The following is an 11,853-nucleotide window of genomic DNA, read 5'->3' as shown; positions in this document are numbered from 1 at the left end:
CTTTTTTTATACCCTCATTGCGCGTCATTATCAGTGTTTTCATAAAGTTCCGTTATATTGTGACTTAAGTTTTGTTTTTGCATTTATTCTCTGAATATTATCAAAAATATCACTGTAACCACTAATAAATTATGAAAACCAAACTAGTCTTTTCGACCGTTTTGATCAAGTCCCGCTTGACATTACGGATGACACAACAGGAAGTTGCTTCCGCCGTAGGAGTTTCCCAAAGCGCCTACAATTATTGGGAATCCGGCAAACATTATCCCAACGCCACCAAAATTTACCTCCTCATCCGAGTCTTGAAGATTCCCATCGAGGATGTGTTCTCCACTTAAAATTTCTTACCTTTGGGGGGATGATTCGCCTCAGCATTTTACTCTTTTTGACATTCATTGCGTGCACCCCCTCCCCGGAGCCGGCCACTCATTTCTATGACTGGAATAAAGAGCTGAATCGCCTATCATCTTCCCCCCTTTCGGTAAAAAAGACTGTCATCCTCGATGGCACAGCAGAAGTAATCGATTCGGTTCAGGTGGATTTGGCCAAAGAATGGGCCCTCTTCCGCGAAGCCGACCTCAACAAACCTGCCTACGCCCTTAGTTATGAGGATCGTTCCACAGCCTCTGTCATCAGTTACGTATTAAAAAAGGGCGAAGACCTACCCGTTCGTTCCTTCCAAATCACCTTAGACTCAGCCGGCAGACCATCTACGGTAGATTTTGAGATCTCTTCTGAGAATTTGATTTACATTACCTCCAAAAAACTCTCCATGCACCTAGTCACCGGTCGCGTGGTTTCCTACACCATTTCAGGTTCACAAGCTTTGCGCTGGTTTTCATCGCCTACTCGCTATTCGGTTAGTGGGGTGGTATTGTAGCGCGGCGCGCTAGTCGTGACTGCGTCACTTAGTCATCGCCTTGTGATTTGGTCGCGGTCACTTCGCGAAGTCATTGCTGCGCAATTTAGTCGTCACTACGTGACTTAGTCGCGACTTAGTCGCTTAGTCCGGAGGAGAGTAAAGAGAATGCATTAATATTCCCATAATACCTGTATTCATATTGCCACTGAAATGCCTGAAACGGCATAGTGTTAAAATATCTTCGAGGCACTCAGAGGCGTTTTCAGGTTTTGACACAATCTGTCAATACCTGAAATTTGAGTTTAATGACTCGTCTATTTATTCGCAAAAAGAGCATTTAATAAAGCTCCCCACCTGATACTCTCGCTTTTGACACATTGTGTCAATACCTGAAAATCGACTTTTACGCCTGACGATTTATTTCACCATCAGTCGATTCTGAGCAATCAGAGCCATTTTGAACAGTAAGGTAATGTAGAAAACCAAACCATTAAACTGCAAGGCAATGTAGAAAACCAAACCATTGTGAACAGCAAGGCAATTCTGAACGACCAAGCCCTCTTGAACAGCTAGGCCATGCTGAACAATCAGGGCGCTAAAACGGTTTAAAGACGAGAGCGAGGGGGCAACAAGGGAAAACATCGAAATAATTCGTATTTTTAAGGCATGATTTTACGGACAGAGAATTTAGTCAAGAAATACGGCCAACGATTAGTGAATGATCACATTTCGTATCAGGTGGCGCAAGGGGAGATTGTGGGTTTATTGGGGCCAAATGGTGCGGGTAAAACTACGTCTTTTTACATCGCTACGGGATTAGTGAAGCCGAATGAGGGGAAAGTGTTCTTAGATGATTTGGACGTAACAGACTTGCCTATGTATAAGAGGGCAAGGCTTGGAATCGGGTATTTAGCGCAGGAGGCGTCGGTTTTTAGGACGCTGAGTGTGGAGGAAAATATTCAGGCGGTGTTAGAGATGACGGATTTGTCGAAGGCGGCGCAGAAAGAGAAGGTGGAGAGTTTGTTGGAGGAGTTTTCTTTAACGCATGTGCGCAAGAGTTTAGGCCAGGTGCTTTCTGGGGGTGAGAGGAGAAGAACGGAGATTGCGAGGGCGCTGGCGGTGGATCCCAAGTTTATTCTGTTAGATGAGCCGTTTGCGGGGGTCGATCCCATCGCGGTGGAGGAGATTCAGACGATCGTGTCGAAGTTGAAATACCGGAATATTGGGATTTTGATTACAGATCATAATGTGGATGAGACGTTGTCGATTACGGATAGGGCTTATTTGCTTTTTGAGGGAAAGATTTTGAAGGCGGGGACGCCACGAGAATTAGCGGATGACGAACAAGTTCGTCGTTTGTATTTAGGTAAAAACTTTAAGCTTAGAGAAAATCAGCGATGAAAAAGGAGACGATTGCGGTACATGGGAGTCATTTGAAGGATGAGACGGCGGGGGCGATTGCGGCGCCGGTGTTTTTGACGACGACTTTTGAACGGGCTTTGGATGGCACGTATCCGAAAGGCCACATGTATTCTCGCAACTCGAATCCGAATAGAACTGCGTTAGAAAAAGGCCTGGCGGCCTTAGAAGGGGCGTCGCGAGGCTTCGCCTTCGGCTCAGGCCTCGCCGCCGTCAACGCGGTCTTCCAATGCCTTCAATCCGGAGACCACATATTGATGCCGGAAGTAGGGTATTACGCCTCTTATAAACTAGCGGAAGAAATTTTGGGTCCTTGGGGCCTCGAAGTGACGCAGGTGGATATGACGGATTTGGCAGCTGTAGAAAAAGCGGTACAAAAAAATACGAAACTCATCTGGGCGGAGACGCCGGCGAATCCGATGCTGAGCATCACAGATATTAAAGGTCTGTCAACAATTGCTAAAAAACACGGACTTAAATTAGGGGTGGATAATACGTTAGGGACGCCCGTTCTCCAAAACCCCATCGATCAAGGCGCAGACATCGTGATGCACGCGACGACAAAGTATATCGGCGGACATTCGGATATTATGGGTGGAGCGGTGCTCTTGAAAGAGGATGATGAGTGGGCGAAAAGAATTGAAAGAGTGCAGATTTTGATGGGGGCGACACCTAATCCGTTGGACTGCTACTTATTAGCGAGGGGATTGAAGACTTTGCCTTTGAGAATGAGAGAGCACAGTGCGAATGCGATGGAACTGGCGAAGCGTTTGGAAAAACACCCCAAAGTAGAAAAAGTGCATTATCCAGGCCTGGAATCACATCCGCAGCACGCTTTAGCAAAGGCCCAAATGCCTCAGGGCTTTAGTGGAATGATTGCTTTGCAGGTGAAAACAGGGGAAACAGAAACGAGGGAGATGGCGGGTAAACTGCAAATATTCCAACAGGCGACGAGCTTAGGTGGTGTAGAATCGCTGGTGGAACACCGCAAGTCCATTGAAGGACCGCAAAGTACGACGCCAGGAAACTTGCTACGTTTCTCGATCGGCTTAGAACATGTGGATGATTTATGGGCGGACTTAGAACAAGCCCTAGCGACGATTTAGAGATCCTTCTCTAATTTCACCTCAACTTCTTTATCAATTCCTTTCAATTCGATGCGTTGGCGTTTGTAGCCAGACTTCGAAAGGGAGATAAAATTGTATTGCTTTTCGTCGATCTTAATTTCGATGGGAGTTTTCCCCACGAAGTAACCGTTTAATATAACTTCCGCGCCCGCAGGATCCGATTTAACAGAAATAGTCTTCGTAGCAGGAGCAACGAAAGAACTTAAGGCACTGATTAGCAAAACGATAAGAATATTTTTCATGTAGGCTTCGAATTTAGAATTCAAAACTACCGAAAAATAAATGAATTGGTATCCTGAGGGCTAAAAATATCTAGTTGCTGATAATTGCAATTGTGCGTTTAGCACATGTTTATCTAACACCCATTCGTAGTTACGCATCCAGGCGAAATTCAATTTGCCGGTGAAGGCATAGGATCCGACACGTTTTTGGTAATATCCACCCCACATCAAGTCGACCCATTTGGAATCGTAGTTCTTAAAGGCATCGTAGAAATAGTCCATATTGTGGGCATAACGCTCGATGCTGAAGCCTGCGATGGAGGAAGGGCGAACGAAGGCGAGGTCGAAGGTTTGGAGATTAGATCCGGGACCTATGCCCGCGCCTAATACTTGACCCTCGTTTGTGTAGCCATGGCGGACAAAATCGTGGCGGTACCAGGGACCATTGTTGCGAACGAGGCGATCCGCGGTCATTTCCATGGTGGTATTTTCGATGGCAAGGCGAATATAACGGCCTGGAGATTGTTTGAACACCTTACGCAAACCTAGGATATAGGCTCGCGAATGCTCCATGGAGGTCAACCAATCCCAAAAACTGTTCTTGTAATCATTGTAGCCTAATTCCCCGTAGACCTCGACATTCGAAGCAGGAAAAACCCAGCGCAGGTTAAAGGAGGCTAACTGATCTCTTCGTTTCGCGTCTTCAAAGGGAAGGTTCTTTTTTTCAAAGGGAAGCAAGAACGGGAACACATCTGAAAAACCCGATCCCATATCAGACGTGTAAAGGTGGAATGCGCGAGAAAAACCGAGGAATAATCCGGGTATCCAGCGTGGTTGGTAGTTCAGGGTGATGGCTGAAATGTAGCGGGCATCCGTGGATTTTGGTTCTAAATAATTGATCCCATTGACGATGTAGTCGGATGCCAAAGGCTGAACATCAGACCCTTCTAAGCGACCGCCGATGAGCTGGAATTCGAAGGATCCGAGGAAGGTTTTTAGCGGTTTCACGCTGTTAAATGTCCCGTGCAAGAAGCCTGGGGCATTATTTGACATGATGAGGGAGTTGCGGAAACCTGGCCCCCACCAGAGGTTTTCGGTGGAAACTCCGATAGAAACGGAACGGGAAGAGAGGCGGAGGGCACTTTGGCCTAAACGAAAACGGGAAAAAGAAGAGGTCCCAAAACGTTCCGGGATGTCTGTGCTATTCCACAAGACTAGCATGGGGGCACGCAGGGGGCCTTGAAGGGAAAAGGTTTCAAAGTCGCGGTTCTCTGCGTACACGAATTCCGGCATGAGCTGGAGACTGAGGGCTTTGTATTTGGCAAAAAAACCTGCCGTTGCATAAGTTTGCAAGCCTCTCGCCGGGATCATCGCGCCGTCATTCCAGCCCGTGGGAGCAAAGGTATTCAACGAGGTCAGGACAGAGGCGGGCAGCAGACCGGTTGCAGTCGAATCGGAAACGGGCCTAATAGTAAACGAATTATGAGCCCCAGAAATCAATTGCTGATTCCGGAAACGCTCTTCAGAAAAATCCGGCCGACCCACGGGAATGGTCTGGGCATAGATTTGTGCTGTCAGAAAGAAAAAAAAGATCCTTTTAAGCATGGACAAATTTAGGGAGGAATGCGCGCAATGTTGTAAATTTGAGCAATAAAGATTTCGATGAACAAAAAGTCCAACCGGTTTGTGCTGATTCGCTATGTTAACGATGCCCTTGTGGTGATCGCGGCGTATGCGCTTGGGCTTTGGAATACCGGCCATCTGGATCAGTGGAATCCCGCTTTTGCGGTGCTTTCGCTCGTTTTGTGGTATTTTGTCTCCTCTTTTTCGAAATTATATGCGGATAGACGCTCGAATAAGTTCGCGGAGGAGATCATTTTCATCGTTTACCACCTAATTTTATTTACGATTTTATTGAGTTCGAGTCTCTTCTTTTTGAAGCCGACCGGGGCGTATGATTTCGTCTTCTTTGCCTACTTTATTGGGGCTAATTTCATCCTAGCCGCCATTACTAAGTATATTTTACGGAAGAATCGCCACGCTGCCTTTTACCAAGGGCGCATGAATGATGTGGTTCTTTTAGTGGGGGCGACTGCCGCGGCGAAGAATTTTTACGATACGGTCCAGAAGTATTATTACTACGGTTATAAGGTGGAGGGTTTGATTGATGATGAACTGAACAATATTCCGGGCTGTGATTATTTAGGCAAAATCAGTCAGCTGGACTTGATTTTGAAGTCGCGCTACGTGGACGAAGTGGTGATTGCCTTGCCTACGGAGGATTATTCGACCATTCAGCGCTGCATTAGCATTTGTGATTATTACCGGACCAAAGTCCGTATTTTGCCTGACTTCAAACAATATGCTGCCTCCTCGGTCAGCATTCAGACGATCGGACAAGTGCCCGTAATGAACGTGGGACGTCTTCCGCTGGATCGTTTAGAGAACCGGATTTTGAAGCGCATTTTTGATGTGACGTTCTCGCTGGTGTTCTTCTTGACTTTTGGCCTACTACTTTTCCCGCTGATCGCTCTATTGATTAAGTTGACGTCCAAAGGGCCTGTCATCTTCAAACAAGAGCGCTGGGGCTTAAATAATGAAATCCTGATGTGTTACAAGTTCCGCACGATGGTGCAGGAAAGTGAGGATGTGGATGAGGAAGGACATTACCAACAGGCGCATAAGGATGATCCGCGGATTACGCGTATTGGGGCCTTCTTGCGCAAGACGAATTTGGATGAGATTCCGCAGTTTTGGAACGTATTAATGGGCGATATGTCTGTGGTAGGACCGCGTCCACACCCGACTCCCTTGAATATCGAGTCGATGAATACGGTGGATAATTACATGTTACGCCATATTGTTTTGCCAGGAATTAGCGGCTGGGCTCAGGTAAATGGGTGTAGAGGGGAAACGCGGACGACGGAGGATATGCAGGAACGCGTGGACTTTGATTTGAGTTATATTCACCGTTGGTCGTTTTGGTTAGATTGCCAAATCATCCTCCAGACCGTCATTAACTTCTTCAGAGGCGACCAGAACGCTTACTAAAACGTTGTTTTAGTATCAGCGGAATGAACACCGGCGCCTCCACGAAATAGCGTCTAAACATGCGCTTAGGCTCCTGCAAGAAGCGATAGAACCATTCCAAACCACTCTTTTGCATCCACAGCGGTGCTCGTTGAATCATTCCCGCGGCCACTTCAAAGGCTCCTCCGATTCCGATGGCTATATGCGTATCTAATTTCGCCAGATTTTCTGCAATCCAAATATCTTGCTTAGGCGCTGTTAAACTCACCAACAAGATATCCGGTTTGACCGCGTTTATCGCATCTATCATTTCTTGATTCTCTTCCTTCGAAAACACTGCTCTGAACGGCGGCACGAATGTCCCCACGATCTTCACTCCTGGGTGCTTCGCCTCCATCACCGCTTTTAGTGTTTCGGCCACGCCGGGAGAGGCGCCGAGCAAAAAGATGGAGAAATCGTGCCGTGAAGCAAACGGAAATATCCGCGGCAACACATCCAAGCCCGTAATGCGTTCTTTAATGGGATCCCCAAGGAAATCTGAAGCCCATTTCACGGGAACACCGTCGCAAAGAACGTACTCCGCGTGTTTGTAAATCTCTTGAACGCGCGCTGTCGCGCGCGCCGCCAATATCGAATTAACCGGCGTGATACTCACCTGCGCCTTTTTCCCTTCTTTAATCACAGCCTCCCAATCACTGAACAATTCATCCATTGTCAGCGAAGAAATAGGAGTACCTAGAATATTAACCTTGTGGTGCTTCATTTGTCTCTGGTTCCGGAAAGAAATCCCCTAATAAATACAAGCCCACCCAGGTCCAGAAGGGAAATGCTCCCATGGGACCCTCTAAAAACACGTCGAAGCTACCGTTCAACCAAAACGTGAACAGCACGCAGGAAATCATCAATTGCTGGTCATTCAGTTGCCTTTTGAACATCGGTTTAAATAAACAGAACAGCCAATAACACCAGAGTAAAAACAATGGCCAGCCGAAGCGTGCCAGAATCGTCAAATTGAAATTATGCGGCGAACGCAGATCGTCGATTTCAGTCACCACCTCATCACTTTCCGCTAAACTCATCCCCAATCCTTTCCCCTGCAACACATATTCCGGCGTCACACTATAATCGATAATGTTCGCCCACCAGACCAAACGCCAAAACTTATTTTCATCCAGCGTCGCATCTTTACTCACCCCAAAAATCGACCCCACATTCTCCACTAACTGCTCCATCCCCACCTTACGCCCTTGGAAGTTTTCCTTCACCTTAATGGACGCATAAAGTGGCAACACAATCAACAAAACGATAGGCAAATAGCGCACATATTGCTTGATCAAATCCCGCATCTCCTGGCGCTTCGTATAGAACACAAAAAGTCCCAAACTAATCAAATAAGCCAACATTCCAGACCTAGAATAGGCCGTAATAATCAACAGATTTAGCAAGATCGCCACCGCTAAAGTCACCTGAAAACGGATGGATCTGTGATTCAGATAGAGCATCAGGACCAAAGAAGAAATCAACAAATGCACCCCCATGTCGCCGTATTTATAGAGCGCAAAAGGAACAGAGCCGAACAAGATGAAGTTCTCGAAGAACTCGGAGAAGTTTTGGAAATAGAAATTCAACAAGGCGAAAAACGGGAACCAGGTATAGATCCAAATGATGTAGCCCCACAGTTGCGCACGCAAATCTTTGAACAGAAACACGAAGAAGGCAAACCAGGCATATTGGATCACGAAAGAGTCGCGAATCACATCAAATAGCGCATACGAGCGCAATCCCCAGCCAATATAGCCCACCGTGATCGCCAGCAAAAAGGCTAATATCTTCGTCCGCTTATCCCAGCCAAACGCATAGTCCTTGCGCGTTAAAAACAACACGATAAATCCCCCCGCCCACAAAGCCTCCGCTAAAAAACTATAGGCAATCCCCTTGTTAAAGAACACATAGAGTGCCATCACGAAGAAATACGCCTGCAAATAGAGCTTTTTAACGACGTCCATTGATCTCGTATTTAAGCGAAACCTGCCACTGCTGGTTCGTATAATCTGACTTCGTAGACGAATCTGACCAATCCGCGATGTTATCTTCAATCCGTACCCACATGTAATTGTTCACCGAGGTATTTAGATATGAGGCTCCTAAAAGTAGGTTTTTCGTCAGACCGATTTGCGCTTCCACTCCAGCCGTTAGATTAACCCAATAACGGTTTGCATGTCCACTCCCGTAATATTCATAGACATAGAAGTCATTGTTTCTAGCAAAACGCTCGAAATTGAAGCGGATTAAACTTCTCCCACTGTGGTAACTCAGGTAAACCGTTTGGCTATTTGATCCAGGACCGATAGAAGCTCCTAGCAATTTACCATTTTGCGTATAACCTTGACGAACCTCCGTACTCGTATACCAGCTATTGTGCAGCGGACCTCCAAAACGGTTATCATTATCAATGACTAACCCGGGATCCATTAATTGTAATTGCGTAAACTCGATGGCTAATTGTAAGTAAGATTTCTTCTTTTTCCCCAAAGGAAATAACTTCCGTCCCCCTAGCACAAAACCGGTCTTTGTGGAATCTCCAAAGAAACTCGCAGGCCCCACCACCTTGTCAGGCTGACCTAATTCCGCATAGAACTCGGCATGGTCTTTAGGTAAAGCGAAGCGGAACAAGAAGGCACCTAATTGCATTTTCGGGTTCTCCACAAAAGGCTTCCCAGGTTGTGGATCCTCATTCGTGAAGTAATTCTGCTGCGCAAAGGAGTAGCCTAGATAAAAATTAGGCACCCATTTGGGCTGCCAATTCACGATAAATGCCTTCAGCATTCGCACAGAATTATTTTTATTTTCAATACCTCCCGGCCATATAGGTCTAAAATTCTTGTCCTCTGGCGAAAGCATAGTCGGATTTTCCAACATCCCGATTAAACCTTTCCCTTCAAAGGATCCGATGGGAGTGATGACTGGCTTCCTATTTTGGACGAAATAATGCAAAAAGCCTGAAGCCTCATTTGTCATTATAAGGCTATTTCTGAAGCCTGGACCCCACCAATTATTTTCTGTTGAAACACCAGTAGACACATTACCAAACTTCAAAGCGATACGCGATTGCCCAGGGAAAAAGGTTTTCAAGGGCTCGTAACCAAAATAGCGGTATTGGTCGATGTTGTTGTTGATTAGAAAAAAGATTCTTGTCCAATAATTCCCATCTTGTGGGTTTCCCGCGAACGGAACCGAAGGAGAATTCTCCGCCAAGACCCACTCCGGCTGTAAATTGACATCCAAGAATTTCCAAGAGAAATGAACTCCTAGACTCCAGCGACGCTGAAAACCAATGGATGGATACAAAGTCCCCTGATTAAAGCCTAGAGGCATTAAATTGTTATTTTGAAGGGTATGACGGAAAGACACGCCATGCACTTTAAACTTTTCACTAGCATTTGATTCTAGTTCTTGCAAATTAGAAGTCGAACGAATCATAAAGGACTGATTCTCATATTTCGACGAATCCTTCCCATTTAATAATTGTGCGTTGCGTTGCAGATCCTGCAGACTAATATCATCTAGTAAAGTCGTCTGAGCGAAGACCGAGCAAGAGAGCAATAAGAGGCCTAGAACGTACTTTACCATAAGAAAATCGTATTAATGAAGGCGTAAACATTCGATTTCGAATGATCCTTTTCCCATAAATAATTGCTGGAATTAACCCATTTCACATCCGCCGTAAATAAGAGCTTTTTGTAGCGATATCCTCCTTGTAAACCGTAGGCATAATCATCCCATTTGACTAAACGGGTTCTTACTGCAGATTGACCGGTCTCTAACATCGGATTTTGGGCCACATGCTGAAATGTAAGCCCTATTTTCTTCCAGCCTTGATTCCAGCTTACCCCTATCGTCTGCACATTGTTACCATGACCTACTCCATTGCCTATGATTTGGTTGTCATTCGTATATCCATCTAATACTTGCCAATGTTCATACCAATTATAAGCAGACCGCATCAAATAGGAAGGGCTTTGCGCCATTTTAGTCGCTTCTCCAAAAACCTCAATAAAGGTCCGGTTGTTAAGTGGATGTAGTTTCTTGAATCCAACCACCCAAGCGGACGAATGAGCCATATCTAACCACAAGTCACGGAGGTTTTGTTTGGCATCGTTATAGCCAAATTCAGCGTATACTTCCGCGTGATTTTTCGGCATTAACCAGCGGGTGGAAAGACTTAAGATCTGGTCTTTACTCAGCGTATCGTCATTATAATCATTCTTAAACAGGTTATTTAATACCGGCAAGTAGGTATTCATAAACTTTGCCTCTGGTTTAGCGACATCGTAGTTTTGGAATGCTCGAGAGACAGAGAAGAATACGTTCTTCATAAACCGAGGTTGGTAGGTCAAAACGATTCCATTGTATTGGCGATTTTTAGGTCGATCCGAAAGATTTCTTTGTTTTAATGCCGCATTCTCATAGCCCTGCAAGGAATCACGCGTCATTCGACCTAAAATCAATTGAAATTCAAAGGATCCGATGGGTGTTTTCAGAGGACGCGTTGTATTCAAACTGTAGTGCAAGAAACCTGGCGCATTATTCGTCATCAGCAATGAAGAGTAGTGTCCTGGCCCCCACCAAAGGTTCTGATTCGATACTCCCAGTGAAATTCCTCCTGCTTCTAAGCGTACCGAGGATTGACCTAAACTATAGCGATCAATGGATGGATTTACCTGTCCCCAGGCATCGCTAGTTTCGTAATCTGCGGAACCTGTATGCGCGAATTCTGGTTTGAACTGTACGTGTAAAATGCTAAATCGAGCATAAATTCCGGCACTTGCTTGCATTTGGTAACCATTCGAAACGGACATCGCCTGATCGTTCCAGCCGTATGGTCGAGAGGTGTTCAATTTTTGAGAAAGGGAAGCCGGCAATAAAATAGCCTGGAAAAGGCCTTTTTTATAGCTCTTCATAGAGTCTTTAGCAGCAGGATCGATCAATCGATACAAATCTTGCATGCTTTGCTTTCCCGTAGAATAAAAGGGCCTAGCCAGCATCGACTGATTCGCGTCTAATTTACCCAATAGTTGCAGGTTGCGCATTTGCTCATCAATATCGGAGAATCCTACGGGGATGGAGTTTTGGGCCCATAATGGAGTCCAAAACAAACACAAAACGCAACAAAGCGATAGCAAAAACTTCATAA

At 45.7% G+C, this 11,853-nt stretch carries 12 protein-coding genes; 5 read left to right on the top strand and 7 right to left on the bottom strand.

What is annotated here, in order from left to right; translation table 11 throughout:
• Nucleotides 1-131 precede the first annotated feature (131 nt).
• On the top strand, nucleotides 132-338 hold the full coding sequence (locus tag G9X62_RS06605; RefSeq protein ID WP_223129953.1) for a helix-turn-helix transcriptional regulator: 207 nt from the start codon (nucleotides 132-134) through the stop codon (nucleotides 336-338).
• 20 nt (nucleotides 339-358) lie between these two features.
• Entirely contained in the window at nucleotides 359-880 is a 522-nt protein-coding gene (locus tag G9X62_RS06600; RefSeq protein WP_223129952.1) for a hypothetical protein, read from the top strand.
• Nucleotides 881-1,279: 399 nt separating this feature from the next.
• Here G9X62_RS06600 and G9X62_RS06595 read toward each other — a convergent pair whose 3' ends face one another.
• Nucleotides 1,280-1,504 (bottom strand): hypothetical protein, encoded by a 225-nt coding sequence (locus G9X62_RS06595; RefSeq protein WP_223129951.1) that lies wholly within the window; start codon nucleotides 1,502-1,504, stop codon nucleotides 1,280-1,282.
• A 24-nt stretch (nucleotides 1,505-1,528) separates the two neighbouring features.
• Here G9X62_RS06595 and lptB point away from each other — a divergent pair, with 24 nt between their 5' ends.
• Nucleotides 1,529-2,263, top strand: a complete 735-nt coding sequence (gene lptB, locus G9X62_RS06590) for an LPS export ABC transporter ATP-binding protein (protein WP_130895829.1) — start codon at nucleotides 1,529-1,531, stop codon at nucleotides 2,261-2,263.
• Complete coding sequence (locus G9X62_RS06585) at nucleotides 2,260-3,387, top strand: trans-sulfuration enzyme family protein (RefSeq protein ID WP_223129950.1); 1,128 nt, start codon at nucleotides 2,260-2,262, stop codon at nucleotides 3,385-3,387. Before lptB ends, G9X62_RS06585 begins: the two co-directional genes overlap by 4 nt.
• Here the strand turns inward: G9X62_RS06585 and G9X62_RS06580 are convergent.
• Both G9X62_RS06580 and G9X62_RS06575 read right to left on the bottom strand, forming a co-directional pair.
• Complete coding sequence (locus G9X62_RS06580) at nucleotides 3,384-3,650, bottom strand: PEGA domain-containing protein (protein WP_223129949.1); 267 nt, start codon at nucleotides 3,648-3,650, stop codon at nucleotides 3,384-3,386. The two genes, G9X62_RS06585 and G9X62_RS06580, sit on opposite strands and share 4 nt — an antisense overlap.
• Before the next feature lie 60 nt (nucleotides 3,651-3,710).
• Entirely contained in the window at nucleotides 3,711-5,234 is a 1,524-nt protein-coding gene (locus tag G9X62_RS06575; RefSeq protein WP_223129948.1) for a capsule assembly Wzi family protein, read from the bottom strand.
• Nucleotides 5,235-5,291: 57 nt separating this feature from the next.
• Between G9X62_RS06575 and G9X62_RS06570 the strand changes: the two genes are divergently transcribed.
• Nucleotides 5,292-6,680, top strand: coding sequence for an undecaprenyl-phosphate glucose phosphotransferase (locus tag G9X62_RS06570; RefSeq protein ID WP_223129947.1), 1,389 nt, complete (start codon nucleotides 5,292-5,294; stop codon nucleotides 6,678-6,680).
• On the opposite strand, the gene G9X62_RS06565 is transcribed toward G9X62_RS06570, so the two are convergent.
• Genes G9X62_RS06565 through G9X62_RS06550 form a run of 4 tightly spaced genes read right to left on the bottom strand, consistent with a single transcriptional unit; the run spans nucleotide 6,655 to nucleotide 11,851 of the window.
• Nucleotides 6,655-7,422, bottom strand: coding sequence for a WecB/TagA/CpsF family glycosyltransferase (locus G9X62_RS06565; protein ID WP_223129946.1), 768 nt, complete (start codon nucleotides 7,420-7,422; stop codon nucleotides 6,655-6,657). The genes G9X62_RS06570 and G9X62_RS06565 overlap by 26 nt on opposite strands.
• Nucleotides 7,403-8,665, bottom strand: a complete 1,263-nt coding sequence (locus tag G9X62_RS06560) for an O-antigen ligase family protein (protein WP_223129945.1) — start codon at nucleotides 8,663-8,665, stop codon at nucleotides 7,403-7,405. Before G9X62_RS06560 ends, G9X62_RS06565 begins: the two co-directional genes overlap by 20 nt.
• A complete protein-coding gene (locus G9X62_RS06555) occupies nucleotides 8,652-10,289 on the bottom strand; it encodes a capsule assembly Wzi family protein (protein ID WP_223129944.1) in 1,638 nt (545 codons plus the stop codon). Before G9X62_RS06555 ends, G9X62_RS06560 begins: the two co-directional genes overlap by 14 nt.
• Complete coding sequence (locus G9X62_RS06550; RefSeq protein WP_223129943.1) at nucleotides 10,283-11,851, bottom strand: capsule assembly Wzi family protein; 1,569 nt, start codon at nucleotides 11,849-11,851, stop codon at nucleotides 10,283-10,285. The genes G9X62_RS06555 and G9X62_RS06550 overlap by 7 nt, the downstream gene beginning before the upstream one ends.
• Between the last annotated feature and the right edge of the window lie 2 nt (nucleotides 11,852-11,853).

It is taken from the genome of Aquirufa lenticrescens (genome assembly GCF_019916085.1).
Taxonomy (GTDB): Bacteria; Bacteroidota; Bacteroidia; order Cytophagales; family Spirosomataceae; genus Aquirufa; species Aquirufa lenticrescens.
Note: the sequence above shows the minus strand (reverse complement) of the source record. Positions and strands in the feature narration are given on the sequence as shown.

Coding starts and splice junctions, on each gene's coding strand:
- G9X62_RS06580 (WP_223129949.1), bottom strand. CDS start 3,650: ATGAAAAATATTCTTATCGTTTTGCTAATCAGTGCCTTAAGTTCTTTC.
- G9X62_RS06560 (WP_223129945.1), bottom strand. CDS start 8,665: ATGGACGTCGTTAAAAAGCTCTATTTGCAGGCGTATTTCTTCGTGATG.
- G9X62_RS06550 (WP_223129943.1), bottom strand. CDS start 11,851: ATGAAGTTTTTGCTATCGCTTTGTTGCGTTTTGTGTTTGTTTTGGACT.
- G9X62_RS06605 (WP_223129953.1), top strand. CDS start 132: ATGAAAACCAAACTAGTCTTTTCGACCGTTTTGATCAAGTCCCGCTTG.
- G9X62_RS06565 (WP_223129946.1), bottom strand. CDS start 7,422: ATGAAGCACCACAAGGTTAATATTCTAGGTACTCCTATTTCTTCGCTG.
- G9X62_RS06585 (WP_223129950.1), top strand. CDS start 2,260: ATGAAAAAGGAGACGATTGCGGTACATGGGAGTCATTTGAAGGATGAG.
- G9X62_RS06555 (WP_223129944.1), bottom strand. CDS start 10,289: ATGGTAAAGTACGTTCTAGGCCTCTTATTGCTCTCTTGCTCGGTCTTC.
- G9X62_RS06575 (WP_223129948.1), bottom strand. CDS start 5,234: ATGCTTAAAAGGATCTTTTTTTTCTTTCTGACAGCACAAATCTATGCC.
- G9X62_RS06595 (WP_223129951.1), bottom strand. CDS start 1,504: ATGTTTTCCCTTGTTGCCCCCTCGCTCTCGTCTTTAAACCGTTTTAGC.
- G9X62_RS06570 (WP_223129947.1), top strand. CDS start 5,292: ATGAACAAAAAGTCCAACCGGTTTGTGCTGATTCGCTATGTTAACGAT.
- lptB (WP_130895829.1), top strand. CDS start 1,529: ATGATTTTACGGACAGAGAATTTAGTCAAGAAATACGGCCAACGATTA.
- G9X62_RS06600 (WP_223129952.1), top strand. CDS start 359: ATGATTCGCCTCAGCATTTTACTCTTTTTGACATTCATTGCGTGCACC.